Source organism: Rhodohalobacter mucosus (assembly GCF_003150675.1).
Classification (GTDB): domain Bacteria; phylum Bacteroidota; class Rhodothermia; order Balneolales; family Balneolaceae; genus Rhodohalobacter; species Rhodohalobacter mucosus.
Map to the genome: position 1 here is coordinate 69,048 of NZ_QGGB01000003.1, position 26,695 is coordinate 95,742.

The window sequence follows — 26,695 nt, forward strand, 5'->3', positions numbered from 1 at the left end:
ACCTGAAACTTGAAACCTGAAACTTGAAACCTGGGGCCTGAAACCTGCACCCTGCACCCTGCACCCTGAGCATCGCTCATCGCCAGTCGTGAATCATCTCTGTTCTTGACGCCTCAGCAGCTCAAAGTAGCGCTCAATAAGCCGCTGGTACTGTTCGGAAAAGCGTGTGTAGTTCGGGTCCTGAAGGCGGGAGCGAATCTCCTGTTCCAGCTCCTCCAGCGTCATCTCCGGTGGAAGCGTGCGGTCGTATGTGTTCGAAGCGGTACCTTCGCGCTCCTCCGATTCCCCGCGCTGCTGAAGCGATTGCTCGGTCTGCAGCATGCGTGAAAGGATGTTTTGCTGTCGCTGAACCATGATCGGATCACTTATGCCGCCCCTCATATCATTGATGGACTCTTCCATGTCTTCAACCATTCGCTGCAGATCGCTCAGTGCGCGATCACCGGGTTCGAGGGCTCCGCGCTGCTGCAGCTCCCTCAGCTGGCGGCGGATCTCATTCTGCTGGCGGGCCATCTGATCCAGCCGTTCCGACTGTTCACGCGTAAGGCGGTCGCCCTGCATATCGTTGATCATCTGCTGAAGCTGTTGGTTCAGCCTCATCTGGTCGCCCGACATCTGCTGAAGCTGTTCTGCCATCTGCTCCATGCTCATTCCCCCGCCGCCGGCCCCGCCGCCCTGCATATTCATCAGCTGATCAATCAGGGAAGCTATCATGGATGTGAGATCGTTCATCCCTCCGAGCGCTTCACGCGAGGTGACGCTTGATCCGCGTTGATTCCGCTCTACCATCTCGTCCAGGCTGCGCTCGAGCTCCCGCTCCACGTCGGCTTTTTTTTGATTAATGCGGTTGGGTATGCCGGGTATCTGCGATGAGATCGCAAAAAGAGTGTCGGCAACGATCGTAAACTGGTCGGATATGTTTTTTTGCTCCCGGGCCAGTTCCACAAAGCCCTGGCTGCGGCTTCTGGTTTCGGAAGCACTCTGGGTGAGGTGCTCCTGTGTTTCGGAAAGATCAAAAAGGGTGTAAAGAGCCTGCTGAAGGGCTGCGATATTAACCTGCATCTGCTGTCCGCTCATCTGCTGCATGGATGAACGGAACCGTTCCGACTCACTGCGCATCGATTCACTCAGTTGCTGCTGGCGATTTTGCAGCGACTCATCCGGTGCGGCATCGCTGTTCCCGCTTTGCTCTTCCGATTGTGCGGCCGCCTCACGGTTCAGATCCCTTGTTTCGTTACGAATCTGTTCCAGAGCAGACTGTGACTGCTCCTTCAGCTGCCGCAGGCTTTCTGCTGCATTTCGCGGTGGATTGCTGTCAAGTTCTTCAAGCTGCTCCTCCAGGCTTCCGAGGTCCGAGTCTACCGTCTCAAGCTCTTCTTCAAGCCGTTCAAGAGTCTGTCCTTCACGCGGTGCCGTCCGCTCAGCCAGATCTTCATAGCGGGCAGCGAGCTTGTCAAGGTCGCTGTTCATCTTGAGCCGTTTGAACAGCTCTGCAGTACGCTGAAGCCGTTCCTTATAGAGTTGTTCATTGAACTCCATGTTTTCAAGCGCCCGCTCAATCTCCTGCGGCGACATGTTTTCGAGCGCCTGCTGCATCTGTTCCATCGCTTCGCGCAAGGCCGGGTTGTCCAGCTCCTCCATCAGCTGCTGCAGTTCCCGGTAGGCCTGCCGGGTCTCTTCGGAAATGCGGTCGCTGCGGCTGAGTTCACTTCGTATCTGCTCAAACCGATTGGTCATCTCCCGTACAGACTCTTCGATCTCTTCACGGCGTTCGGAAATCTCCTCCATCATTCGCTGCTCTTCAAATCCGCCATCGGGGTTCTGTCTCAGTTTTTCAAGGAGCTCCCTGTATTCGGTCTCCATCTGTTCGAAATTCTCGCTGACCACGTCCAGGTCTTCCTGAACTGCACGTTCGTCCGAGTCAAGCTCGTCAAAAAATTCGGCAAGGGAAGGCACACTGAGAGTAAGAGTTTGGGATTCGCTCCACTTTGCTCCATTGTAACCGTCGTTATCCCATACCCTGACTCTGAATGTCAGTTCATCTCTGGGACGCAGTTCAAGATCTGACAGATCCCAGTCAAAACGTTCGGTTCTTCCGTTCCCGGGACGGTTCAGCTGGAGGGATCCTGAAAGAGGTTCATCCACAAAGGCCCTGGAAAGATCCCATCTCAACTCCGCCTGAGTAAGGCCAAAATCGTCAGACGCCCTGAAGAGAATTAACAGTTGCTCAGGGTTGGCGGTTACAACGGGTTCGTCCGGCTCCAGAATGGCTACGGAAGGGTAGATGTCGTCACGCATGGTAATGACAGTACGGAATCGGTTCGTGTTACGGAGGCCGTCGGCATCGGTAAGCCTGAACTCCAGAGTGTCACTATCAACCGGCGTCAGGCTTATGGTGTAGGCCCCTGCATTTTCAAGAGACGTTGGTTCCAGCTCCGTCCACTCTCCCTGAATGCGAATCTCTGCAGATTCAATTGCTTTGTTCGGTATAGCCTGCAGCTCGATTCGGGACCCATAATAGGCTGTTACCTGAGAAAAGGGATAGGAAAATTGTGACTGGTCAAGTGACGTGTAGGCGGGTGGTGTCACTGTTGCGGTAAGTTGTTCGAATCGTGGCTGCATTTCAACGGATGCCCGATAGGTTTCACTCAAAAAACCGTCCATTTCGAACCGATAGCTGATATCCGAGGTCAGCTCAAGGTTGTCTGAACGAAAAATGGATTCACTATTCGAACTGGCGGGTTCGGGATAAACCGGGCGGACCCGAAACTCCTCTTCCACATCAGTTTTAAAGGCAAGATAGAGTTCACGAGGCACATCACCGGAATGAAATAGTATGGAAGGAGCCACACTGGAGCCCTGCTCTATCGTTGTGTCGGCGGGTAATACCGTAAAGAGGTAGGGGTTGGGCCGTTCAAAATCCGCCCAGAACTGAACAGAACGGTCAAAGGCACCGCCGTATATGGAGGCGGATGATACCAGTGCCAGAAACCCGCCTGCAAAGAGAATCAGCCCCTTTTTAAACCGGATAACGGGCCGGGTGCCGTTTAAGAACCGCTTTAAGGATACGCTGAAAGTATTGCGGTCAAATCCTTCCAGATTGGTTTGAAGTGCTGATTGGTAAAATAAGGAGGAGTGCTCTTCCCGGCCCAGATAGAGATCAAGGGCGCTGTGAAGTTTCTTATCATGTATGCTTTCCAGAAACCGGCTGTAAAACGCATTGAATGATTCTGTTTTCCTGTTGTAATAGATTGTTGCTACAGATACGGCCGGAACAAGAAAGGCAAAGAGAATCCATCCGGTTTTAATCGTTGAGTCCAGGTACCATTCAGACTCCGCAAGGATGTATACAGAAAGCAGAAGCATCCATATTCCTGCACATATAAACATCGCAGCCTGCAGATAGCGCCGTCTGTAAAGCGAATGAGATTGGCGAAGCTTTTCAGCAATGCCGGATATCAGCTCTTCAGGTTGTTGGATGCCTTCGGGTTTCATGTATTGGTATTGGATTACATCTCCTCAATACGAGCAGGGTGTTCGGTCTTAACGTGGGCAGGCCGGCTTTATTCGATATCTGCCAGTGTTAGTGACCGGTCCATACTGAATTTACGGTCCTCTTTTTTTACGGTGATCACCTCATTCGAAGCATCATGCTCAAGAAAGAGAAACCAGCCTTTTTCGACTGCTTCATCAAGAAACGCCTCTTTCTCTTCCAGCGTTTGTACGGGCACCATGTCATACCCCATGACCCATGGCAGGGGCACGTGCGCAAAAGTGGGCAGCAGATCGGCCGCAAAGATCACGGTGCGTTTGCTGTCGGAAAGTACAGGCAGCTGCTGGCCGATTGTATGTCCGTCCATGGGCAGGGTTGTGAATCCATCTTCAAAAGTATGCCGGTCATTCACCAGATTCAGACGACCGCTTTTTTCTATGGGCTCCAGGTTTTCTGCAAAGAAACTGGCTTTTTCTCGGGCGTTTGGGTGATTCGCTGTTTCCCAGTGGCGTTTGTTGACATGGTATCTGGCGTTGGGAAATACTTCAGTCAGGTTCCCCGACTCATCGTATTCGGTTGTTCCACCGCAGTGATCAAAATGGAGGTGGGAGAATACCATATCCGTAACCTCTTCGGGTTGAACGCCCGCTTGACCAAGCGATGAAATCAGATCACTGTGTTCATAATCCAGTCCGTAAATTCCGATCATTTTTTCGCTAAACTTGTTTCCCGACCCGTTATCAACGAGATAGATTCTGCCTGTGTTCATCGATTTTACAAGCAGGCAGCGCATGGCCATGGGAATACGGTTCTTGTCGTCGGCGGGGATCTGCCGGCTCCAGAGTGTTTTTGGAACCACACCGAACATGGCGCCGCCGTCGAGCATGAAGCGGCCGCTTTCTATAGGATAAAGTTCAAGGTGTTCTAAAATCAGAGGTTTCATAGTGATCTGCTGCAAATTTGGCGTGGCTGATTAATTTAATTCTATGTCCAGCGGAATGGACGATTCATTTACGGCTGAACGTTTCCATTTATTCAAGTATCGAATACGCGCCTGCATAAATGTATTTCACACCGCTAAATGTAACGTTACAATAAGGTTTTTGCATAAAAAAAGCCGATTTCCTGGGAAACCGGCTTTGTGAAAATGAATCGGAAGATTGCTAAAAAGAGGGGATGGGATCGTCTCTGTACAGAGTGTCGAGCAGTGTGATGCCAATCATTAGTATGAAAAACGCTATGGATAAAAACAGCAGCATCAGGTTAAACTTGTCATCCCAGTATAGATTCATAAAAAAGAGAGCTACTATCGTGGCTTTTACAAGAGCCACCAGAATGGCCACTACAACATTCCACGGTCCGGGAATATGGATCCAGGTAACTGCCACCGTAATCACGGTGAGGACAAAGAGTGCGGCTCCGATCGTCCAGAGAAATTTTGCTGATGAAATATGATGTCCGCTCATAAGTTTCGTTGCTTTATCAGTCTTGGTTTCAGGTTAGTCGATGAGATACAGCAGTGGGAAAAGGAAAATCCAGATGATATCCACCAAGTGCCAGTAGAGGCCAGTAATTTCCACAGGAGTGTAGTATCCGCTGTGATAAACACCCTTTTTGGCTTTGTATACAAGCCAGATCATAAGGCCAATGCCGATTGTGACGTGAAGCCCATGAACGCCGGTCATCATGTAGTAGATACTGAAGAAGATATTGGCCTTCTCGTGTGCTATTCCCTCATATGTGTAATATTCACCGGGAAAAATGCCTTTATCGAACTTGTGCGTGTATTCAAAAAACTTGATAACCATAAATACAAATGCAAGGCCGATGGTGATGTAAAGATTGTATATGAGGCCCTTAATCTGGTTAAGCTGCGCTGAACGGATAGCCATGGCTACGGTCAGTGAACTCCCGATCAGCACGGCGGTATTAACGGCTCCCCAAAACGTGTCCAGCTCGGCAGAAGCCTGCAGATAGAGGTCCGGATACCATGCACGGTATACAATGTAGGCGGCAAAGAGCCCTCCGAAAAAGAGAATTTCAGTTACCAGGAAAATCCACATTCCCAGCTTTGCAGAATCAAACTGCTGATCGCTGTCTACAAAGTGATGCTGTATATGGGCTGTTTTTGGATCTGAAACAGCTGAATGTTCTGACATGTCGATGGTTTCTTAGTGTTACTTTGATTAGGCTTTTTCTACGGTACCCGTAGTTTCATGAACATCAGCAGTTTCATGGGTATGGTGACCGTTATGAGATGATGCAATACCAAGCTGAAATTCAGACATCGGCTTATGATAGTCGTACGGGCCGTTGATGACTACCGGCGTATGTTCAAAATTGTGCAGGGGCGGGGGAGAAGATACCTGCCACTCCATTGCCCGGCTGCCCCACGGATTGGAGGACGCGCGACGGCCTTTCAGAAGCGAGTGCAGCAGATAGAAGAACATGATCGTAAACCCAAGTCCTATTATGTAGGAGCCGATGGTGGAGGTAACATGGAAGCCCTGGAACTGGTCGATATAGTTAAAGTAACGACGCGGCATACCCTGCGAGCCCATAACAAACTGCGGGAGAAACGTCATGTTAAAGCCGACAAATATAATTCCTGCAGTTATTTTGGCTATGGTTTCATTGTACATTTTGCCAAACATCTTGGGCCACCAGTAGTGCAGGCCGGCCAGAAACGCCATCACCATACCACCCATCATCACGTAGTGAAAGTGGGCAACAACATAGTAGGTGTCGTGCAGGTGAATGTCCACAGCGAGCGATCCCAGCATAATGCCTGTAAAACCGCCAATCATGAACAGGAAGAGAAATATGATAGCATAAACCATGGGTGTTTTCAGGTCAATGGACCCCTTGTACATGGTTGCCACCCAGTTGAAAATCTTGATACCCGTCGGAATACCCACCAAAAATGTCAGAAAGGAGAAAACCATAGCCGCAAGTGAAGATTGACCGGCTGTAAACATATGGTGTCCCCATACCAGGAATCCGATAAACGCAATGGCCAGTGAGGAGAGTGCAATCGCCCAGTAACCGAAAATAATTTTCTTGGAAAACGTGGAGATCACTTCAGAGATCACACCGAAGCCCGGAACGATCATAATGTACACGGCGGGGTGGGAGTAGAACCAGAAAAAGTGCTGATAAAGCACCGGATCGCCTCCAAGGGCCGGGTCAAAAATACCGATACCCAGGGCACGCTCCATGGTGAGAAGCAGAAGCGTGATCGCCAGTACGGGAGTGGCCAGGATCTGAATGATGCTGGTAGCATAAAGCGCCCACATATTCAGGGAGAGCTTGTTCCATGTCATGCCCGGTGCCCGAAGCTTGTGGATGGTGGTCATGAAGTTAACGCCCGTGAGAATGGAAGAGAATCCGAGGATGAAAACCCCGAGAGTCATTGCCATTACGTTTCCGCCCGTGCTTGCACTGTAGGGGGTATAGAAGGTCCATCCTGTGTCTACACCGCCCGTAAAAATTGCAAAAAGCGTGAAAAGCGCTCCAATTACATAGATGTAGAAACTGGCCAGGTTTAACCGCGGAAAAGCAACATCCTTGCAGCCCAGCTGAAGCGGCAGAATAAAGTTGCCGAGCGCCGCCGGTACGGACGGTATCAGAAAGAAGAAAATCATAATGGCGCCGTGCAGGGTAAACACCTGATTGTAAACGTCGGCGTCCATAAAATTTTGTGATGGAGTAAGCAGCTCGGTTCTCAGAAGAAGAGCCAATACACCGCCAACAAAGAAAAATACGGCTACCGAGGCCAGGTACATCAGGCCGATCTTCTTGTGATCAACTGTGGTCATCCAGGCCCAAAGCCCTTTCTCTTCATTTAAATAGTGCTTATCCGGATTCTCTTCCGGCTTAAACCGCTTTACTTGCAGCTTTTTATATGCTGGTGCTTCTGTAGTTGCCATGTAGCTATTCTATGGTTTTGATATACTCAATAATTGCATCGACCTGCCTGTCGTTAAGTGAACCGGCAAATGCAGGCATCACCGGATCGTAACCCTCAACCAACTTGGCATTGGGTTCAAGGATACTCTCGCGGATATAGTTTTCATCTGCCGTAACGGTTTCACCGCTGGCAAGAGTTCGTTCGGAGCCAAAAAGTCCCTGAAACGAAGGCCCCAGAATTTCTGAACCGTCAACGGAATGACAGGTCACACAGGCGTACTGATTTGTAAGCTGTTCACCCCGCTCAACCGGATCCATATCGTCATTGGCGGCGCCTGCACTTGCCAGCCACGTTTCAAACTCCTCCTGTTCATGTACGATTACGGTTGCAAGCATATTGGAGTGGGCCCTGCCGCAGTACTCTGTACAGAAGACAACGGATTCCCCGGTTTCGTTAGCCTCAAACCAGAGACTGGAATAGCGGTTTGGAAGCACATCTCGTTTCACCCTGTAGTCAGGAACGTAAAAGGAGTGGATTACGTCATCGGAGCTCATGATCAGCTTTACCGGCCTGTTTACGGGTACATGCAGTTCATTAATGCTCACATTCCCGTTGTCGTAATGAAACTCCCAAAGCCAGCTCTTGCCAACCACTCTGACTTCATAGGCATCGGAGGGAACCGTTCTCAGGTTCACGTAACCCTGAAAACCCCAGGCGAAAACAATCATAACAAGAATGAGCGGAATCACGGACCAGGTGATCTCAAGCTTGCTGTTGTGGGAGATAACGGGCGTTACCTCATCGTCGGATTTACGCCTGTATTTCCAGGCAAACCAGATTATGGCTGCAGTGATACTGATGATGAATATCAGGCTGGCCACATTGATAAAGTAGAATAATGCATCCGTGATTTCAGCCGTCGGACTTTTCGCCGGCGGGAGCATGTATTCGATAAATCGCTTCATTTCTCAAATTCAATTTTAGATGTTCTGTCAGCGCCTTTTTCGCGTCGCCATAAAACGGTCAGAAATATACCGAGAATAATCACGGTAGCCAAGCCGCCAAGCTTCATTATGTTCATCGCAACGGGCACATAACTTTGGGAGGATGGATCGTAGGTAAAACAGTATAAAACAATCTGGTCGACGGGGGTGCCGATCTTTCCGTCGGCGGCTTCATACAGTCCGTTACGGAAATCAAATTCATTAAAATTAGTGCCATAGAGATAGCGTGTAATCACGCCCTCCGGGCTTATCATCATCACACTGGCAAGGTGCACGTACTCTTGTGTGCGTTCGTCCTTTTTGTAGCGGAACCCAATCGCATCCGTCAGCTGCCTGATCTGATCCTCACGGCCCGTAAGAAAATGCCAGCCCTCTTCAGCACCCTGACGATTGAGGTCGCCCAGGTAGGTGTCGCGGGTCTCTTTAGCCAGGGCTGGACCTTCATCCGGATCGATGCTGAAAGAAATTATGGTGTAGTCTTCACCGGGAGTCCATGCCATATCCTCGACCGCACTGAATACTCTGTCAAGCACCAGGCTGCACAGGGAAGGACATTCATAATAGAGCGGGTTCAATAGCAATGGCTTTCCACTTTGAATGAGATCACCGAGCCGGACAGAATCGCCATTTGAATCGGCAAATCGAAGGTCCAGGGGAATGGTGTCACCCAGTTTCTCATCTACGCCGATTTCATCAAGTATGGCCGGCCTGTTCTGGTTAAGCTGGGCGTGTGATACATCAAACATGAAAAACAGTGACCACGCAAAAATCAGTGTCAGCTTGTTTCTCATAAACTTCAATTGGTTACTCAGCTTCTTCGGCAATGAGGGTCATGGCACTGTCGATCGGTATGCGATAAATGCCTTCTTCCAGATCAACTACGCCGTATGAATCCAGGATTGCGCTGTCTCTTGCCTCAAGTTCGCTGATATTATAAAATTGGCTCTCTGAAGCCCGGCTTTGTTCCGCACTCGTAATCGTATAATTATAGACAGCCATAATGGCCAATACCGTTATGACGACAATCCCCGTACCGAAAAGGGACCAGAAGATCAGTCTTGGGTAGTTCAGCCTGTCGGGAACGGCTCCAAATGAAACCGATTCTGCGAAATCTTCATTGGCCTCCAGAGAGACGGTTTCTTCGCCTTCAGTAACGGACCTGGAGCCGGTTTCGCGTATCCATTTTTCGATCTCTTCCACCGTAATACCGTGTTTCTCCGCAAGTTCCTGCTTCGCAGAGGGATCCCCTGACTGAGCTTTCAGGGCTATGGCAGCTCTTTCTTCGGCAGTAAAGTTTTTCGGGTCAGAACTCATGTCAATCGCGCTAAAAATTAGTGATGATAGTGTTTGTTAAGCGACTCTGAGAGCTGCGGGTCATTGACCGGAACCATGTTATGGCTTCGAAACTTGTGAAAGAAAAGACCCATAAAGATTCCTCCGAGACCGATGAAGGTCGTCACATCGAGCCAGCTCAGGGTAAATCCGTGATAGTGAATAACAGGCATTACGATCCAGTGCAGTTCGATCAGGTGCATTGTTATAATAAGTATCGAAACAAACGTGAGAAGCTTTTTATTATGCTTTGGCTCCCTGTTAAGCAGCAGTATGAACGGCAGTATAAACCGTCCGATAAGAAGTCCATAGGTAATGAATGCCCAGCTGCCTTCCAGACGGTGATAGTACCAAAGCGTCTCTTCAGGTATGTTTGCATAGTAGATCAGCAAAAACTGACTGAATGCGATGTATGCGTAAAATACGGTAAACCCAAACAGCCAGGCTCCGAGGTCATAGATGTGTGCCTGGCCAATCGTGTTATTGAGGATACCTTTTTTCTGCATCCAGAGAACCATCAGAATGATCACCGGAAACAGCGCCTGAAAACTCATGGCAAAGAAATAGACGCCGAACATAGTGGAGAACCAGTGTGCGTCGAGCGACATCAGCCAGTCAAAACTTGCAAAGGCTACGGTTATGGCAAAGATAAGAATGCCGGGTGCGCTGAATTTCCTTAACAGAACAGTGAGCCCCCAATCGTTGGTCCGGTCCATTTCCACAGAGATTTTATGCAGCTTGTGGCCCAGAAAACCCCAGATTCCGAAATAGATAAACTGCCTGATTACAAAGAACGGCTCATTCAGGTAAGGAATTTTCCCAACCATGATAGGGTCGTTCATCACATACTCCGTGCTGGTCCATTTGTAAAGGCTGGTCATACCAAGCAGAATGGGGATCATGAAGACAGACCAGATACCGATATTGGCCAGAAAGGATTCCGGAATGCGCCGCATCACCGTGCCCCACGACGATTTGGTAACGTGGTGAATCATAACCAAAATCAGCGATGCCAGCGCAATACTGGTGAAAAACGTGAAGCTGGTCAGGTACGAGTAAAAGAATTGCTTGCTGTTCAGGAAAAATCCGAAACTGCTGGCTATGAGGCCAACGATGCCTATACCGTAAAAGGTTTTGGCGACATCCATTTGAGCCGGAAATTGGACTGAATCGGTTAATGTAGGACTACTTGAAGCCATGAAGTTTGTCTTTTATTCGCTCAGTGTTAATTGTCGGATAGAGTTTTAATAAACTCAATGATAGACTCTATCTCGCCTTCTGACAGATAGCTGTAGTTGGCCATTACGTTTTGATAGCCTTCAACAATTTTAGCGTCGGGCTGTACGATCGACTCGGTGATATACGCATCATCGGCAATGGCTGATGTTCCGTCCGTAAAGTTTCGTTCGCTTTCATAAAGTCCCGCAAAGGAGGGACCCACAACTGCAGACCCGTCAACAGAGTGGCAGGCATTACATGCATTTTGCACATAGAGACGCTCACCGCGCTGGGCCGTTACTTCTTCTTCTGCTGAAGCCGCCTCGCGCGCTTCAGCCATAGCCTGCTGACGCTCCTGTTCTTCTGTAAATTCTGATCTGAGCTCTGCCAGGTCAACATCAAATTGCTGCATTTGCTCTTCAGGAACATACTGGCTGCGCTGCAGTGCCCGTACATAGGTAACAATGGCCCACCGATCTTCTACCTTAATCTGTGATGCGTACGAAGGCATATTCCTAACGCCGTTGGCAATAGCTGAATAGATCTCACCATCCGGAAGGCCCCTTAGCCGTTCAGAATGAAATGTAGGGGCCGGTACATATCCGTAATTGCCCGTCATAACGATTCCGCGCCCGTCTCCGGTGCCGCCATGGCAAACTGTGCAGTAAATTTCATAGGAATTGCGTCCGCGTTCGAGAAAATCGCGGGTTACGTCCACGGGAATATAGTCCACAAACTCACCGTTCTCATCAAGGCCTTCAAAAATCTCAGATTCCTGACGGAGATTACCGCGGGCAACGGTGCCTTCCACAGGTGTTCTCATGGCTCTTCCGTCAGCAAAGAAACTGTTCTCCTCCTGGGCATTGAAGCGATCCTGAAAATCCATATTCAGGTTCGGATGTACCGGAGGTTTCTCCGAAGTCTGGCCCCTGCAAGACATAAGCGTCAGCGCAACCAGCGAAAGAGCAAATAAGCGGGTTATGGGTGTAAGCATAATTCGTAGAGTTCTGTGTGGAAAACGTTAAAGTATGGTTCTGATTTGCACCTTTCAATCCTCGTAAATCTCTTCAATGGTAGCAGCACCTGCATCCTGGAGCAGCTTCTGAACCTTTTCCGATTCGAATTGAGGATCTTCAGATTCAATGCAGACGAAAAAACCGTCGTCCGTTACTTTTTTAAAATTCTCAGAATTAAACAGCGGGTGATTCAGTTTGGGCAATCCATTCAGAAAAAACATCCCGAATACCGCCCCGAATGCCGATAAGAGAACGGTAAGTTCAAAGGTTACCGGTATCCATGCCGGCACATTCATAAGTGTTTTGCCGCTGATGTTGAGCGGATAGTCTACCACCATCATCCAGTAAATCATGGCCAGTGCACCGGAAAACCCAAGCAGTCCGTGACTGAGAACAATCCACCCCAGTTTTGATTTTTTAAGGCTCATGGCGCGATCCATTCCGTGAATCGGATACGGACTGAACGTGTCGTAATGTCTGTAGCCGTTCTGGTTTACCAGTCTGGCGGCATCCATCAGCTCTTTCGGTGTTTTGAATTCAGCAAGTACGCCGTACAGGTTGTTATTTGTTATTTGCTGGCTCATAGCGTGATAGTCTTAGGCTGATTCCTGTGTGGTAGTGGGTTCCGGTACCGTCACTTCTGGCTCTTTGTACTCCCCGGTTTCCTCGTCATAGTTGTGCGGGTCGGCTTGCGGCAGTACTGCTTTAAGCTCCGCCACGGCAACCATCGGCAGAAACCGCAGAAACAGGAGGAAGAATGTGAAAAACAGGCCGAATGTGCCCACATAGGTGATTACGTCCCAGAATGTGGGTGAGTAATACCCCCATGATGAGGGGAGAAAGTCGGTTGAAAGTGATGTAACCGTAATAACGAATCGTTCAAACCACATACCGATATTCACAACGATCGATATGATAAATGTAAAGGCAACGTTGCGCCGCAATTTCTTCGACCAGAAGAACTGCGGAGACAGAACGTTACATGTAATCATAATCCAGTATGCCCAGGCGTAGGGACCGGTTGCCCTGAGAATAAATATAGCCTTCTCATACTCAACGCCGCTGTACCATGCGATGAAAAACTCCATCAGATAAGCGAATCCAACCATCGTACCGGTAACCAGTATGATGATATTCATCTTCTCGATATGGTCGTCCGTCATGATATCCTCAAGTCCGTATATCTTGCGGCAAACGATCATCAGTGTAAGCACCATGGCGAAACCTGAAAAAACGGCCCCCGCAACGAAGTAGGGCGGGAAAATGGTTGTGTGCCAACCCGGTATGATGGATACGGCAAAGTCGAAGGATACAATGGTGTGTACAGAAAGCACCAGCGGAGTGGCCAGCCCGGCAAGAATCATGTACGATTTTTCGTAGTTCCACCAATGGCGGTTACTGCCCCTCCAGCCGAGTGCAAAAGTACCGTAGAGAACTTTTCCAACCTTGCTTTTGATGCGATCACGAACCGTAGCCAGGTCGGGCACAAGACCAACATACCAGAAAAGAAGGGATACGGTAAAGTAGGTTGAAACGGCAAATACGTCCCAGAGCAGGGGAGAGTTGAAATTGGGCCACATTGCCATCTGGTTCGGAATGGGAAATACCCAGTAAATAACCCAGATTCGACCTACGTGAATGGCCGGGAAGATACCCGCACACATCACCGCAAAAATGGTCATCGCTTCAGCAAAACGGTTAATGGCCGTTCTCCAGTTCTGCCGGAACAGAAAAAGGATCGCTGAAATGAGCGTTCCGGCATGGCCGATACCCACCCACCATACAAAGTTGATAATGGCCCAACCCCATCCAACAGGGGCATTCAGGCCCCAGATACCGGTTCCTTCCCAGATCAGATATCCGATTGAACCGAGAAGCGCAAGCAGCAGCAGATTGGCAAAACCAAATGCCACATACCACAATTTGGGTGTTGGACGGATATTGATATCCGTTATCAGCTCGGTAATGCTGTTGAAATTGTGATTTCCCTTCACCAAGGCAGGTTCCGGAACGTATTCGTACGTTTTACTCATGTTCAATCAGTTGCGATTATATATCCTGGCTGGCTTAAGCCAATTCTGAATTAGCATTTCGTAGTTTGGCAAGATAGGATGTTCGCGGACGAACATTTATCTCTTCAAGCATCACATAATTTCGGTCATTTTGCTTGTCGACTGACACCCTGCTCTGTCTGTCGGTCAGGTCGCCAAAACTGATGGCGTTGGCAGGGCACGCCTGCTGACAAGCCGTCTGAACGGTACCGTCAGCCGGTTTTTTGGACCCGGTGGCAATCTTTGTTTCAATCTTGGCCCGGTTCACGCGCTGCACACAGTAGCTGCACTTCTCGATCACACCGCGGAAACGGATAGTTACTTCCGGATTCATCGCCATCTGGATGATTTCCGGATCGTCGCCGGTTGTCAGATACTCTTTTGTATAGTTGAAGAAGTTGAATCGGCGGACCTTGAACGGACAGTTATTGGCACAGTAACGGGTACCGATACATCGGTTATAGGTCATCTGGTTCATGCCGTCTTCACTGTGTGTGGTGGCTGCTACCGGACAAACCTGCTCACAGGGGGCCAGTTCGCAGTGCATACAGGGTACGGGCTGATGATAAGCTCTTGGATTGTCCTGGTCACCTTCGTAGTAGCGGTCGGTGCGAATCCAGTGCATAATTCGGCGTCTGCCCACTTCCCGCTTGCCAATTACGGGGATGTTATTTTCTGCCTGGCACGCAATCGTACACACACCGCATCCGAAGCATGCATTCAGGTCAATGGCCATACCCCACTGCGGCTGATAATCCGGGCCGTACTGCTCCTCAAAAAGGGATATAGGCCCGCGTTCATCACCCTCTTCTTCAGCTTCCTCAATACCGGGTACTTCATACCCGTGAATACTTTTATATGTGGCAAAGTCCGGCTTCTCGCGGTACTCTTCGAGTGTTGCTGTACGGATCATGTCACGGCCCTCCAGGCTGTGGTGATCCTGAACACAGGCAATCTCATAGCTGCCTCCCGTAACTTCCACGCTGGCTTCCTGATAAAACATGGCGCTGCTGATACGCAGGGGATAGATATCTACGCCTACGCCGTCAGCAACACGGCCAAGATTCTGCCGTCCGTAACCCACGGTTAGTGTAATGGAGTCATCAGCGTGACCCGGTTGCACCCATGCGGCAATTTCAACGGACCCGGTGCCCGCCGAAATTCGAACGGTGGGAGTTTCATTGGAGTCAAAATCTCTTTCTGGTGGAATTCCAAGAGCCTGAGCCGTTGAGGGACTCATCAATGCCACATTGTCCCATGTGATTTTAGTCATGGGTTCAGGCAGCTCCTGCAGCCATCCGCTGTTTGCAAAACGTCCGTCAAACAGTGTGGCGTCAGGTTTGATGTTAATCTCTATTCCATTTATCCCTTCTGCACTCAGGGCAGGGGTGATTTCGGATGCAAAATTACCGGAAGGGGATACATTAACCGCTGCATACGGGTCGTTTTCGTCGAGGCCGTCGTGCAGAATCTGTTCCCAGCGTGTTTCAAAGTTTCCGGTCACAAAGCCCTGCCAGGTTTCCCGTACACGGTCATAGCCCGATGGCTGCTGTCCGTTTATAATAATGTCAAGCATCTCTATGTCACTGATGCCGTTGTGAAGCGGCTGGATTTGCGGCTGGATCACACTTCGGTGACCCGTGTAGGATCTGCCGTCACCCCACGATTCAAGAAAGTGAGCCCGGTTTACATGCCAGTCGCTTAATGCGGAAGTTTCGTCATAATAGAGGGAAAGGTGAATTTTGGTCCCGGTATTGCGCAGGGCGTCCTCAAAATCCATATCGGCAGGAGTATTGAACCCTGCATTGGTGCCAACCATCACCACTGTATCGTACAGGCCGGAGCGCATTCTTTCAACTGCTTCGGTGAAGGCAGTCATTTCATTTCGATTCTCCCGATAGGGCAGTGTGTGATATGTTACGGTAGAACCCGCATTATCGAGAGCGCGGTTCATGGCCGCAACCGCTGCATGTACCTCCGCTGAGTGTTCACGGCCGGCGGTCAGAATAGAATCACCGCGATTGCTTAGAAGCTCGTCTGCAAGCACACCGATCCAGTCATGATCGCTGAACGCATTATTTACGCCGCTGAAGGCAGACAAACCGCTCAGCGATTGAGAAAGACGTGATGCAAGCGCAAAGGTAAAGGGGGCAATTTCAGAGGTTTTGAGCCTCAGCCTGTGGTCGGCATATGAACCGGTATTTGTAAACGTGTTTTCCACGCAATAGAAACGCGACATATCATCGCCGGTGCCGGTCACTTTACGGGTGCCTGTAATTTTTACCGCATTTTCAACGCTGTTGTTGTCAGCGTGGGGGCTCATAAAATCATGGTCGAGAGAAACAACCAGGTTTGCGCGGTCGTAGTGATTTACAGCGCGCAGACGCCGGCCAAAGGCAATGCGTGTTCCTTCAAGGGCACTCGCATCCGAAAAAGGCTCATAAGAAACCCACTCCGCATTTGGAAAGAGGTTCAGGATATCTCCCCTCAGTCTGTGATACGTGGGAGAAGAGGTGTATTCATCAATAAATAGGATGTTTCGGCTGCGGTCGGCAAAATGCTCAGATGCGAACGCTATAAAATCTTCTTGTGATACCGTCTCTCCGTTTCGGCGCGGTGAGCGGGACCGGTCGGGATCATACATTTCCAGAATTCCGGCCTGCTGAAAAATACTGGTGCGTCCGGCACTTGCGGGATGGTCTGGATTCCCTTCAATTTTTGTGGGGCGCCCCTCATTATTTGTAACCAAAAGCCCGGTTACGGAATCCTGAAACGGCATAGATGTTGCGTAAAAGTTCGGATTACCTAAAACAACATCTTCGGGCTGACGGGTATAGGGCAGAATTTTCTGAACGGGTTTGCGGCAGGAGGCAAATCCTGCAAGCGCGATAGATGCGCCCATAACTCGAAGAAAGCTTCGGCGGGAGACCTGGTCGGTCATTTCTGTTGCGTTCTCCGGGAACTCCCTTTCGGTAAATTTTTTATACTCTTCGTTCTTGGCAAGTTCGCTTAAACTCTTCCAGTACGTGGTTTGGTTCGGCTGATCACTCATTCTTTACAGAATATTATTTAAAAATCGTTGGATTAAAGTTGCCTGTTCCGAAATCATATAAATTAATAGTGACATCCCTGGCAGTACGTCGGGGCATTGATATTGTGCTTGGCCACAAGTTCCAAACCAAGTTCCAGCTGATTATCCGCTACATATCCCATGGTGGTAACCTCTGATACGGGCCTGACATGTTTCTCCGGTTCCCTGTGACAGTCGAGGCACCATCCCATGCTGAGTGGTTCAGCCTGGTACACAACCTCCATACGATCGATTCGCCCATGGCATGATTCACAGCCTACCCCCACATTTACGTGGGCCGCATGGTTGAAATAGGCGTAGTCTGGCAGCATGTGCACCCGAACCCACTCAATCGGTTCACCCGTTTCCCAGCTCTGACGAACCGGCTCAAGTGTTTCCGCATCCGTTCGGATCTGGCTGTGGCAGTTCATACAGGTCTGCGTGGCGGGTATATTTGCATGCTTCGATTCGGCTACCTGTGTGTGGCAGTACTGGCAATCCATACCAAGCTGACCAACGTGCACTTTGTGGCTGAATGGAACAGGCTGTTCAGGAGCATACCCTACATCGGTAAATTCAGGAGAGAAAAAGTACCAGACTCCGAAGACTGCAGCGTTTAAAAAGACAATAGCACCAATGAGAATTCGTTTCGGGGCACCGTTTGCCCACTTGGGAAAAATCTGAGCCATAAATTCAGTTGAGAATGTTCAATTACTTGTAAGTATTCTGCCTGAGCAAAGCCGGCAAGAAGGTACCGAAAATCTTGAAAATCCTCATACCTTTCATGAATAATAGCCGGATATTTAAACTCATTCTAAATAGATGTTGAGCTTCGTATTTCAGGAAGCCTGATGGTGATTGAATATATGGCAAGCCCCATAAAAATGCAGAATTATCGGTTTTCTTTTTTCGTATTTGATAAACGGTCGATTCTACTGATTTTAACAGTGCCCCCACAGCCAAAAAGGACTGTACTCAAAGGTATTAGGAATGGTGATGAATGGTAAAATGGTTTACGGTTCGTAGATTTATGAATGGGCGGAAATCAATTACCTTTGAAAAAGGATGGAGACGACTGCCTGTTCTGTGCGTATTTCGGGCTTCTCTGCTTAACTTCATGATTACTTAACGTGAAGTTCGGATCATCCCCGTTAAATAAATTGCAATCGAACCTCCGCAGATCAGATAACGTATGTTCAGACTGATCTGCTGCCAAATTCAAACAAGGTTTTTGTCATTTTCTAACTCTGGTCAGCATGGATTCATCTTTAAATAAACAGTTAACCGTTCAATTTCTGAAAAATCTCAGCGTGCCCAAGGCATTAGGCATGATCATGCTCGTGAGCGTTGCGGCTTTTCTGTTTTTGATATGGCTGATCTATTTCAGGGATACCGCTGAGGATACTGCGGCATGGGTTGCCAATCTTCCGGCTCTCAATGCTGCATTGAATAGTGCGAGCACCGTGTTGATCATAGCGGGTTTTATCGCTATCAGGAAAAAGAAATATATAACGCACATGAAGCTGATGCTGACGGCGTTTATAACATCATCACTCTTTTTGATCAGCTACCTGGTTTATCATCATAATATAGGTCATGTACCTTTTCCCGGAGAGGGAAACATAAGAGTGGTCTATTTCACCATTCTCATTTCACATATCATCCTGTCTGCTTTTGTTGTACCGCTGGTTCTTACAAGCTACTATTTTGCTTTCTCCGGAAAATTCAAGACGCACCGCAAAGTTTCAAAGTGGACTCTTCCAATCTGGCTCTACGTATCGGTAACCGGAGTGGTAATCTTTTTTATGCTGAACGCATATGTATAGATTATCCTTCTTTAACGGGATAAAGCATTACAGTCACTATTCGAGTAAGGAAGGCTGCACAGGAAGTGAACCGGGCTAACGGTTAGATACGATAATTTAATGAAATAAAGGTCCCCATCGAGTACAACCTTGCATTTCCCCATCCAACTTCTCGCAAAGGGAGGCGTAAAAAGGGCTCCGCACGTAATGAAAAATTTTGATTCAGGTCAAACTCATACCCGACTGAAATCCCGGCACTGCTGAGCAAGTATGCTTTGTTTGTATTTTCATTATATCCCTCGAGTCCGCCGTTTACATTATCACTGTACTGGAAACTGTAATCTTCGTTTTGCATGTAATATGATGACAGTGTGGCCGAGCTGTATATCCGTGACCGGGTGAAGTTAAACAGATTGTACTTAAGCGTAACCGGAAGATCGAGCATCAGACAAGTGGCAATAATTTCAGAGGGGGAAGCTCCCGGCTGCCAGTAGTACGGGGGGTTGTATTCAGAGGCAGATGCACGGTAGTTTACTTCGGTTTGTATGACACCCAGGGAAATTGACAACCGTTTGGTAAGTGCATATTCAAGAATAGCTCCGGCTTTATAACCCGGTGTACGAAACCCTGAAACAGAACCGACCCCGGTCACATCCGGTGACATAACAAGTCCCGCAGTCATGCGTGATCGTTGAACCCGTTCAGATTGAGCATGCCCTGATTCACCTGATTGGCTAAAGAAAGTGGATCCATTCGGGCTATCCATTACAATAGTGGCTAGTCGGTCCGAATAAAGATCTATTTCAGGCTGATAGAACTGATTGTTAAACTCTGCATAAACAGGAAGCGGATTAATGGAAGAAGCATCCGTTAGATATTGCGCAATTTGTCCATCAGATTCCGAAGGATATGCTATTTCATCCAATTGTGATTCTGCTGGATCAGAATCGGAAATTATCTTTCCGGCATCACGACTGATGCCTGATTGGGTATCGGGATGGTGTTGTTCAGTGGCATCTGCTTCCGGGATCACCGAATCCGAATTAACTGTGACTTCGCTGCCAGAATTCCCGGATTCAATACCATCGTTCTGTTCGGATTGAGCAATTTGTTCGGGGAGCTCATTTTCTGTACCGGTACCCTGGAAAATGAAATAGCTGAAAACCATGATTAAAAAAACTGCAGCAGCAGCAATCAGCCTGATTCTGAACAGCCTTGCGGCTTTGGCATCCATCAAGTCAAGACCGGGTTCAAGAGCTTTCCAATCCGATTCCTGATATTCGATATCAAACTCGCCAGCTTTTTCACGAAAAAGCTGCTCCATCGGATCCATGTCATTATCGGTATCAGAGTGATTCATTAACCTTTTCTTGATTTATATTTTTGTTCAAGAGGATTCTGAGATTTTGCTTTGCCTTGTAAAGGTTCGACTTGGATGTGCCCTCGGTAATATTCAGCTGATCCGCAACTTCTCTGTGAGTGTAACCTTCAATCACGTAAAGATTGAAAACCATTCTGTAGCCCGGGGATAATTGCTGAATTATTTCAATCAGCTCCCGGTATGAAATGGCACTGATTACAGTCGACTCAATGGGAGACATCCCCTCCGAAAACTGCTCATGGTTTCTGAATGAGTCTCTTTGGGTCTTGTGGTAGTGGTTAATGGCTGTATTCAGCACAATGCGCCTGAACCAAGGTTTAAAAGGTCTTTCGGTATCATAACTGCTGATATTTTCAAAGACTTTCAGAAATGCGTCATTCAGTATCTGAGCGCCTTCATTTCTCGAATCAGCATACCGAAGGGTGATGCTCATTCCGTAAGCATAGAATTGCTCATACAGCTTCTTCTGGCTGCTGCGATCTCTTTTACGGCATCCCTTTATGATCGAGTCGAACAAATTCCGAATCTCTGTATTAATATGAAGAGGTCATCCAATAAAATGGTTACCTCTATCTACTGATACAAACTCATACAATAAAGGGTTGCCTCTCAAATTCTAATTTCTGGTCATTCTTAAATTTTCCTGCAACGGGTGCACAGCGGGATTCAATGTTTTGGAATCTAGAGCCTGAAAGTCCGGTGAATATTAAATCCAAACCTGATGTCGCCTTCCAGAAAACTTTCCCTATTGTTTGCCATGATAAATTGCTCATTATGCCACTGAGAGCTTGAAAGGTAAAGTTGAAAAACGTGTCCGCCGGTATTGATGTTGATTGCTACCGCTCCGGTATTTTTGGTTCCTGTATTCCGGTTTCCAATTACAGGCAGATATTCAGCACTCAATGAATATCGCTCTGACAGGTTATAGTCCATTAAGATACCGATCCCGTACAGCTGGTTCGGGTTTGTGGGGGCAACAGTATTAAAATGTGAGACCATGGGTGATACCTGAATGCTGAATTCATCGATTTTTTTGGCAATCATGGCAGTAATGAGATAGCTCAGCCGTTCATCTGTTTGAAGTCCGATATCAGGTGTCGTGTTTGCCGCCGCCGATAATTTCATGGCAAGGCTTAGAGGAACACTGCTTGACTCAGTCTGCCGGAGGAAGTGAACCTTTCCTCTGATGTCGACCACTTTATTGAACGTCATTCTTCCTATTCCAACGGAAAGATTGTCGAATACCCCGTAGTCCAGCCCGAGTCGTGTATTGGCTCCCTGGTCAAGACCGAAAAACTGTTCCACACCGCTGTTTACAAGCCCAAACGTATGGGCTATTGTGGTATATAAGTTGCCTTTAGGAATATTATATACCGTGGATATGCCAATATTTACAGGGGCCTGAAACTGAATGATTTTTTCATCTTCGGGAGCTGCCCGTTCCCGTTTGAGCTGCGCTTCGGTAATTTGGGGAGCAATCAGATTGATTGTAAGGAAAACTACTATGCTCACTGTCAACGGTTTCATCATCTTTCTCCTCAGTTATATACAGAGTCCCTGGCGCGGGGAGTCAATTCAGTATTAATATCAATTTCCTGGGTTTCATCTACGCGATAGAAAAGAATTCCGGGTGGCTCGATTTCATAATCATCCAGGTTTATGGTGAAAGAAGCTTTCAGATAGATGCTATCAACCTGTTTGCTGATCGTGCCTTCCACACTTTTTTCCCTTTGGATACCATTTATCGTAAAGGTTCCGGTAACCTCAACCGACTGATGTTCACCGGAGCTTAGATCCAGCGGATTGTCAAGTGTACCCGTAAACTCTGCAAAGGGATGGGTTTCCACATTTAGCGTTTTATACATATCGGAATCGCGCTTTCGGATGCCTGTTTTCAGAGTTTTTAAATCCAGGTAGAAGTCCACCAGGTTGCTGTCAGGATCTATCATGCCGGTCAGATGATCCGACTCACCGCTGAATGAGTGCAGGGGAACACTCGAGGTGAAGGTTACATGTCCCGATTCCGTGACGTAAACCGGACCCGATGTGTTAATGGCATGGTATCCGGCCAGGAGTAAAACGGCTGAGATCAGATGTCGTATCATTTTATGGGATGCTTACTGCGGTTCAACGACCACTATGGATGCGTTCATCCCGGGATGGGGTATGCAGTAGTAGTCAAACGTGCCGGTTTCATTGAATGTATATGAGAAGGTACTGCCCGGGGAGATGTTGCCGCTGTCGAACAAGCCATCATGGTTCCGGTTTGAACCGCTGGTTACGGTATGGACTTCACTGCTTTCGTTCTGCCAGGTGATCGTGGTTCCCCGTTCTATTTCGAGCGTGGCGGGAGTAAAAGCCCTGTTAACCATCCAGACCTCGTTGGGTCCCGGGCCTTCCATTCCGTTTCCGTTATCATCCGAATCATCTACACCACTGCTGGTACCGCTGCAGCTGAAAAACAGAAAGGATAGAAACAGACTGGTTGCAATAAGTGATAGTACAGAACTGAATTTGGACGAATTTTTTCGGGATAGTATCATATCTGATGGTTTTAGTTGGATTGAAGCCAGGCGTTTTAGAACCTGGGGAGTCTACTCAATCCATACAGTGACATCAGATAAAGGGTTGCCTGTTAATCAGAAATAGATTTTTTATCAATAAAATGTATAGGTGTACTTGACCAGCAGAACCCGGTTTTGGTAGGCTGGAAGGGCCGGTATAACCCTGTCGCGTTCAGTGTTCATCGTTTCGCTCAGTACAATCCATAAATCATGACCCTCCCTGAAATTATATCTGAAACGTGCATTGGTGCTGATGCGTCTGGATAGGAGGTTGTACTGGCTTAGGATCTGCAACGATACTTTTATATTCAGCGCCGCGAGTGCTCTCAAACGGAATACGTTCAGATATTCGCTCTGATTTCGGTCGGGAAAATTCAAATAGTTGATTTCGAATCCTCCGCTGAGCTCCAGGTGTCGCGACTGATTCCAGGTGGGACTCAGGGATACGGAATATTGATACCCGTCATAAAAAGTGAGCAGTTTTGCCGCAAGATCAGATCGCAGTGCCGTGGCGCTGTTCATTCTGTAATTGGCCTCGGCTCCGAAGAATGAGTAGCTGCCTGGATCAACAAACGTATCATCGCTGAAAAAGAGCGGCTGCCTCAGATCTTCATACCACCAGTTGGCGGTAAACCTCAGCTCGGTATTATTTTTAAAGTTAAAATCCCACGAATTTTCTACCAGCATGGATTCAACACTGCGATCTTCGTTCCGGAAAGTTACAAAATACCGTAGCTGGGGAGTGGTGACTCTCAGCGGTGATGTGGTACCATGAAAGAATCCGTAGTTGATGCGCGCATCATAAAGGGTGTAGTTGAATCTTGATTCGAATCCCATGGCAGGTTTGTAACCTTCACCCGATCGCTTTGCGGTAAACCGATAAAAGAATCCGCTGGATGTTTGGCGATGAAGATTAAAGCGGATAAGGCCATTGGAGAAAGGGCTGAATGCACCTTCTGCACCGCTGTCGAAGGTTGCCGCATACTTAAGGTCAACAAAATGATCGCCCGTGTAATTAAGCAGCAGATCAAAACCGGTACCGATATTGTACTCACCGTTTGCGCCAAGCCGGGTGGTAAGAATACCTCCTGCGTGCGATTCGGTACCGATATCCCGCCGTGTTCTCAGTACGCCAAAATTTTCTGAAGGCAGATTGATATCGGCTATTTTTTCGGTCTGCATATTCAGCATGCCAACCTCCCACTTGCCCGATCGGCCTGCAAGACGGGCGCCGCCGTAAATCCGAACGGGCTGACCCTGCGCCAGACCGATACGCCTGCTGTAGAAAAGTGTATTATTTCCCCCCAGGTTAAAATCAAAAATGTCGGACCGCTCCTGAAAAAACTGTCGCTTCTCAGGGAAAAAGAGCGGCTGGCGCGACAGGTTCACCTGCGCTTCATCCGCTTCCACCTGGGCAAAATCTGTATTCAGTGTTACATCCAGATTCAGGTTCGCCGTGACGGGATATCGGATATCGAGCCCTGCTTCGGTCGTGTAGTCTGTAGTGCGGGAGTACCTGTCTCCGTTATCATTGAGGCTGTAAAGCTGTTCCGCGCCACCGAGGAGGTAGGGTGTGATATAAATTGGCTTTTCATAGTCAATCCCTGTCATTCGCACTTTCTGAGCCTGAGAAGGTTTTGTAAATCCTCTTGACCACTCCGGAGCTATATCGGGAAAAATGTGCCGCTCAGCCTGTCGGGCCATCCATCGATAGGCAATAAGCCCCATGATCACTTCGTCGCTGTTGCTCTCTTTTGTGAAGCCAAGGCTTGAAAAAGGAACTCTGATTTCAACCTCCCACCCCTGATCCGTAATCCGCGCAGCTGCGTCCCAGTACGTAGTCCAGTTTCTGTTAATGGTATTCTCTCCCTCAGAATCCTTCGATATGAGCATATCGATCCGGTTTCCTGTCGGAGTTACGAAAAACCATTTTGCGTTTTCATTGTCATTAAAGGAGTCCAGGATAATGGCAAATGTTTCATCACCGCTGTAGCTGTTGCGATAAAGGCTGTTGGCTACAATTTTGTCCGGATCTGAGTCGTGAAGTACACCGGATAAATAGACAAACTCATTGTCATAGGCTGCGCGGACCAACGACTTTTCACTCATTTCGCCCCTGTGAACGGGTTGATACATCGTCATGGGAAGCGGAGCGATATCCGACCACGCCTCTTCATCCACATGTCCGTCAATAACAATATCACCGGTAAGTTTCGGAAGGTTCCATGCAGAGCCGTCCTGGGCACGGGCGGTTTGTGACAAGAACTGCAGGAAGAGAAGCAGGAGAAGGAGCAGGCAGTTTCGTATTTGAATCATCAGTTTTCTCAATTAATACATGTCATCTGGCCCAGTCCGGAACCATGTTCGGCTCTATTCCAAAAACCCATCCCAACAGGGTATAGCACGCAATGGTGAGCAAAAATGAAACAAAGATGTTCAGCCATAATCCTGCTTTTGCCATATCGGGGATGTTTACCTTGCCGCTTCCGTACACGATGGCATTGGGAGGCGTGGCAACGGGCAGCATAAATGCACAGCTTGCCGCAACGGCGGCCGGAATAACAAAAAGCATTGGGTTTTGTCCGATGCCAAGGGCCGAGGATGCCAGGATCGGTAGGAATGCCGCAGCAGTAGCCGTATTGCTTGTGATCTCCGTCAGAAACACCACAATGGCAATGGTACTCAGCAGCAGAAGAAACAGGGGTATCGCTTCCAGTCCGCTTACCGCTTCACCTATCCATGCAGCAAGGCCCGAAGAGCTGATCGCCATGGCAAGGCTCAATCCGCCTCCAAACAGAATTAGAATTCCCCACGGCAGTTCCTTCAGGTCACTCCATGTAATCAGCCTCCTGCCCGAATCGGTTCCGCCCGGAATGATAAAAAGGGAAACCCCTGCAGCTATGGCGATGCCTGCATCCGACAAACCCGGAACCGCACCGCTCAGTAGTGGTCTGAAAATCCATAAAAGTGCGGTAATCACAAATACGGCTGCAACGCGAATCTCCGGTTTTGTAACAGACCCAAGCTTCTCAAGCTGTGCCTCAATAATACCGCTGCCACCGGGCAGCTCTTTGAGCGCGATGGGATAAGTGAACTTGGTGAGCACCACAAACATCACAGGCAGCATAATAAGCATCAAGGGAACACCGACGAGAAGCCACTGCGCAAAACCAATTTCAATACTGTAGGTCTCAAACATAAAGGCCGCCAGAAGGGCATTGGGCGGAGTTCCTATAAGCGTGCCGATGCCTCCGATATTACACGCATAGGCAATAGCCAGAATAAGGGCGATCTGAAAATTGGCGACTCCGCTGCCCGATGCGGCTCCGGACCCATCAGGATCTTCTTCGGCAATTTGCAGCACCGACATGGCTATGGGAAGCATCATCAATGCGGTTGCTGTATTGCTGACCCACATACTCAGAAAAGCGGATGCAATGATAAAACCGATGATTATGGAGGTTGGTTTTACACCCACATAATGGACAATCCTCAAAGCAATGCGCCTGTGCAGGTTCCATTTCTGCATGGCAATGGCAATTATAAAGCCACCCATAAACAGAAATATCAATGGGTTTGCGTAGGGTGCCGTTGTGTCGGAGATAACGGCTATATCTAAAACGGGAAAAAGTACAATCGGCAACAGTGCGGTTGCATAAATAGGTATGGCTTCCGATATCCACCATGTAGCCATCAGGGCGGCAACGGCGGCTGTTTTCCAGGCAGCACCCTCCAGGCCTGCGGGCGCCGGCACCATGAGAAGCACCACAAAGAACACAATACCCAGGATAAAGCCGAGCTGATTTGAATCGAAAAACCGCAGATTCATTCCGTCATGTTATGTTTGGTAG

22 protein-coding genes are annotated in these 26,695 nt (G+C 48.5%); 1 reads left to right on the plus strand and 21 read right to left on the minus strand.

What is annotated here, in order from left to right:
- Window positions 1-93: 93 nt before the first annotated feature.
- From DDZ15_RS03465 to DDZ15_RS03530, 14 genes are all read right to left on the minus strand, one after another.
- Window positions 94-3,495 (minus strand): DUF4175 family protein, encoded by a 3,402-nt coding sequence (locus DDZ15_RS03465; RefSeq protein ID WP_109644925.1) that lies wholly within the window; start codon window positions 3,493-3,495, stop codon window positions 94-96.
- Between the two features lie 68 nt (window positions 3,496-3,563).
- Entirely contained in the window at window positions 3,564-4,436 is an 873-nt protein-coding gene (locus DDZ15_RS03470; RefSeq protein WP_109644927.1) for an MBL fold metallo-hydrolase, read from the minus strand.
- Window positions 4,437-4,656: 220 nt separating this feature from the next.
- Window positions 4,657-4,959 carry a cytochrome C oxidase subunit IV family protein gene (locus tag DDZ15_RS03475; protein WP_109644929.1) on the minus strand — a complete coding sequence of 101 codons (303 nt, stop codon included), beginning with the start codon at window positions 4,957-4,959 and terminating at the stop codon, window positions 4,657-4,659.
- A 33-nt stretch (window positions 4,960-4,992) separates the two neighbouring features.
- Window positions 4,993-5,652 carry a cytochrome c oxidase subunit 3 family protein gene (locus DDZ15_RS03480; protein WP_109644931.1) on the minus strand — a complete coding sequence of 220 codons (660 nt, stop codon included), beginning with the start codon at window positions 5,650-5,652 and terminating at the stop codon, window positions 4,993-4,995.
- A gap of 27 nt (window positions 5,653-5,679) precedes the next feature.
- Complete coding sequence (ctaD, locus tag DDZ15_RS03485; RefSeq protein WP_109644932.1) at window positions 5,680-7,422, minus strand: cytochrome c oxidase subunit I; 1,743 nt, start codon at window positions 7,420-7,422, stop codon at window positions 5,680-5,682.
- 4 nt (window positions 7,423-7,426) lie between these two features.
- The gene (gene coxB / locus DDZ15_RS03490; protein ID WP_109644934.1) at window positions 7,427-8,368 is read right to left on the minus strand and encodes a cytochrome c oxidase subunit II; all 942 of its coding nucleotides are present in this window, start codon (window positions 8,366-8,368) and stop codon (window positions 7,427-7,429) included.
- Window positions 8,365-9,198 carry an SCO family protein gene (locus DDZ15_RS03495; protein WP_109644936.1) on the minus strand — a complete coding sequence of 278 codons (834 nt, stop codon included), beginning with the start codon at window positions 9,196-9,198 and terminating at the stop codon, window positions 8,365-8,367. Before DDZ15_RS03495 ends, coxB begins: the two co-directional genes overlap by 4 nt.
- A gap of 13 nt (window positions 9,199-9,211) precedes the next feature.
- Window positions 9,212-9,721 (minus strand): hypothetical protein, encoded by a 510-nt coding sequence (locus DDZ15_RS03500; RefSeq protein ID WP_109644938.1) that lies wholly within the window; start codon window positions 9,719-9,721, stop codon window positions 9,212-9,214.
- 17 nt (window positions 9,722-9,738) lie between these two features.
- A complete protein-coding gene (locus tag DDZ15_RS03505) occupies window positions 9,739-10,938 on the minus strand; it encodes a hypothetical protein (RefSeq protein WP_109644940.1) in 1,200 nt (399 codons plus the stop codon).
- Between the two features lie 26 nt (window positions 10,939-10,964).
- The gene (locus tag DDZ15_RS03510) at window positions 10,965-11,951 is read right to left on the minus strand and encodes a c-type cytochrome (RefSeq protein WP_109644942.1); all 987 of its coding nucleotides are present in this window, start codon (window positions 11,949-11,951) and stop codon (window positions 10,965-10,967) included.
- 54 nt (window positions 11,952-12,005) lie between these two features.
- Window positions 12,006-12,557, minus strand: coding sequence for a DUF3341 domain-containing protein (locus DDZ15_RS03515; protein ID WP_109644944.1), 552 nt, complete (start codon window positions 12,555-12,557; stop codon window positions 12,006-12,008).
- A 12-nt stretch (window positions 12,558-12,569) separates the two neighbouring features.
- Window positions 12,570-14,006 carry an NrfD/PsrC family molybdoenzyme membrane anchor subunit gene (nrfD, locus tag DDZ15_RS03520; RefSeq protein ID WP_109644946.1) on the minus strand — a complete coding sequence of 479 codons (1,437 nt, stop codon included), beginning with the start codon at window positions 14,004-14,006 and terminating at the stop codon, window positions 12,570-12,572.
- A 34-nt stretch (window positions 14,007-14,040) separates the two neighbouring features.
- Window positions 14,041-17,076, minus strand: coding sequence for a TAT-variant-translocated molybdopterin oxidoreductase (locus DDZ15_RS03525; RefSeq protein ID WP_109644948.1), 3,036 nt, complete (start codon window positions 17,074-17,076; stop codon window positions 14,041-14,043).
- Window positions 17,077-17,138: 62 nt separating this feature from the next.
- Window positions 17,139-17,783 (minus strand): cytochrome c3 family protein, encoded by a 645-nt coding sequence (locus tag DDZ15_RS03530; protein WP_109644950.1) that lies wholly within the window; start codon window positions 17,781-17,783, stop codon window positions 17,139-17,141.
- A 567-nt stretch (window positions 17,784-18,350) separates the two neighbouring features.
- Here DDZ15_RS03530 and DDZ15_RS03535 point away from each other — a divergent pair.
- Window positions 18,351-18,920 carry a DUF420 domain-containing protein gene (locus DDZ15_RS03535; RefSeq protein ID WP_109644952.1) on the plus strand — a complete coding sequence of 190 codons (570 nt, stop codon included), beginning with the start codon at window positions 18,351-18,353 and terminating at the stop codon, window positions 18,918-18,920.
- An 82-nt stretch (window positions 18,921-19,002) separates the two neighbouring features.
- Here the strand turns inward: DDZ15_RS03535 and DDZ15_RS03540 are convergent, their stop codons facing one another.
- From DDZ15_RS03540 to DDZ15_RS03570, 7 genes are all read right to left on the minus strand, one after another.
- Entirely contained in the window at window positions 19,003-20,259 is a 1,257-nt protein-coding gene (locus tag DDZ15_RS03540) for a hypothetical protein (RefSeq protein WP_109644954.1), read from the minus strand.
- Window positions 20,246-20,797, minus strand: a complete 552-nt coding sequence (locus DDZ15_RS03545; RefSeq protein ID WP_278336120.1) for an RNA polymerase sigma factor — start codon at window positions 20,795-20,797, stop codon at window positions 20,246-20,248. The genes DDZ15_RS03540 and DDZ15_RS03545 overlap by 14 nt, the downstream gene beginning before the upstream one ends.
- Window positions 20,798-20,961: 164 nt before the next feature.
- The gene (locus DDZ15_RS03550) at window positions 20,962-21,810 is read right to left on the minus strand and encodes a DUF5777 family beta-barrel protein (protein ID WP_109644956.1); all 849 of its coding nucleotides are present in this window, start codon (window positions 21,808-21,810) and stop codon (window positions 20,962-20,964) included.
- 8 nt (window positions 21,811-21,818) lie between these two features.
- Entirely contained in the window at window positions 21,819-22,385 is a 567-nt protein-coding gene (locus DDZ15_RS03555) for a YceI family protein (protein ID WP_109644958.1), read from the minus strand.
- Window positions 22,386-22,397: 12 nt separating this feature from the next.
- Window positions 22,398-22,823, minus strand: a complete 426-nt coding sequence (locus tag DDZ15_RS03560; RefSeq protein ID WP_109644959.1) for a cupredoxin domain-containing protein — start codon at window positions 22,821-22,823, stop codon at window positions 22,398-22,400.
- A 114-nt stretch (window positions 22,824-22,937) separates the two neighbouring features.
- Window positions 22,938-25,160 carry a carbohydrate binding family 9 domain-containing protein gene (locus DDZ15_RS03565; protein WP_146198508.1) on the minus strand — a complete coding sequence of 741 codons (2,223 nt, stop codon included), beginning with the start codon at window positions 25,158-25,160 and terminating at the stop codon, window positions 22,938-22,940.
- 22 nt (window positions 25,161-25,182) lie between these two features.
- The gene (locus DDZ15_RS03570) at window positions 25,183-26,673 is read right to left on the minus strand and encodes an SLC13 family permease (RefSeq protein ID WP_109644963.1); all 1,491 of its coding nucleotides are present in this window, start codon (window positions 26,671-26,673) and stop codon (window positions 25,183-25,185) included.
- Between the last annotated feature and the right edge of the window lie 22 nt (window positions 26,674-26,695).

Coding starts and splice junctions, on each gene's coding strand:
- coxB (WP_109644934.1), bottom strand. CDS start 8,368: ATGAAGCGATTTATCGAATACATGCTCCCGCCGGCGAAAAGTCCGACG.
- DDZ15_RS03465 (WP_109644925.1), bottom strand. CDS start 3,495: ATGAAACCCGAAGGCATCCAACAACCTGAAGAGCTGATATCCGGCATT.
- DDZ15_RS03555 (WP_109644958.1), bottom strand. CDS start 22,385: ATGATACGACATCTGATCTCAGCCGTTTTACTCCTGGCCGGATACCAT.
- DDZ15_RS03515 (WP_109644944.1), bottom strand. CDS start 12,557: ATGAGCCAGCAAATAACAAATAACAACCTGTACGGCGTACTTGCTGAA.
- DDZ15_RS03550 (WP_109644956.1), bottom strand. CDS start 21,810: ATGATGAAACCGTTGACAGTGAGCATAGTAGTTTTCCTTACAATCAAT.
- ctaD (WP_109644932.1), bottom strand. CDS start 7,422: ATGGCAACTACAGAAGCACCAGCATATAAAAAGCTGCAAGTAAAGCGG.
- DDZ15_RS03505 (WP_109644940.1), bottom strand. CDS start 10,938: ATGGCTTCAAGTAGTCCTACATTAACCGATTCAGTCCAATTTCCGGCT.
- nrfD (WP_109644946.1), bottom strand. CDS start 14,006: ATGAGTAAAACGTACGAATACGTTCCGGAACCTGCCTTGGTGAAGGGA.
- DDZ15_RS03560 (WP_109644959.1), bottom strand. CDS start 22,823: ATGATACTATCCCGAAAAAATTCGTCCAAATTCAGTTCTGTACTATCA.
- DDZ15_RS03535 (WP_109644952.1), top strand. CDS start 18,351: ATGGATTCATCTTTAAATAAACAGTTAACCGTTCAATTTCTGAAAAAT.
- DDZ15_RS03470 (WP_109644927.1), bottom strand. CDS start 4,436: ATGAAACCTCTGATTTTAGAACACCTTGAACTTTATCCTATAGAAAGC.
- DDZ15_RS03540 (WP_109644954.1), bottom strand. CDS start 20,259: ATGAATCACTCTGATACCGATAATGACATGGATCCGATGGAGCAGCTT.
- DDZ15_RS03525 (WP_109644948.1), bottom strand. CDS start 17,076: ATGAGTGATCAGCCGAACCAAACCACGTACTGGAAGAGTTTAAGCGAA.
- DDZ15_RS03500 (WP_109644938.1), bottom strand. CDS start 9,721: ATGAGTTCTGACCCGAAAAACTTTACTGCCGAAGAAAGAGCTGCCATA.
- DDZ15_RS03480 (WP_109644931.1), bottom strand. CDS start 5,652: ATGTCAGAACATTCAGCTGTTTCAGATCCAAAAACAGCCCATATACAG.
- DDZ15_RS03530 (WP_109644950.1), bottom strand. CDS start 17,783: ATGGCTCAGATTTTTCCCAAGTGGGCAAACGGTGCCCCGAAACGAATT.
- DDZ15_RS03565 (WP_146198508.1), bottom strand. CDS start 25,160: ATGATTCAAATACGAAACTGCCTGCTCCTTCTCCTGCTTCTCTTCCTG.
- DDZ15_RS03510 (WP_109644942.1), bottom strand. CDS start 11,951: ATGCTTACACCCATAACCCGCTTATTTGCTCTTTCGCTGGTTGCGCTG.
- DDZ15_RS03495 (WP_109644936.1), bottom strand. CDS start 9,198: ATGAGAAACAAGCTGACACTGATTTTTGCGTGGTCACTGTTTTTCATG.
- DDZ15_RS03570 (WP_109644963.1), bottom strand. CDS start 26,673: ATGAATCTGCGGTTTTTCGATTCAAATCAGCTCGGCTTTATCCTGGGT.
- DDZ15_RS03475 (WP_109644929.1), bottom strand. CDS start 4,959: ATGAGCGGACATCATATTTCATCAGCAAAATTTCTCTGGACGATCGGA.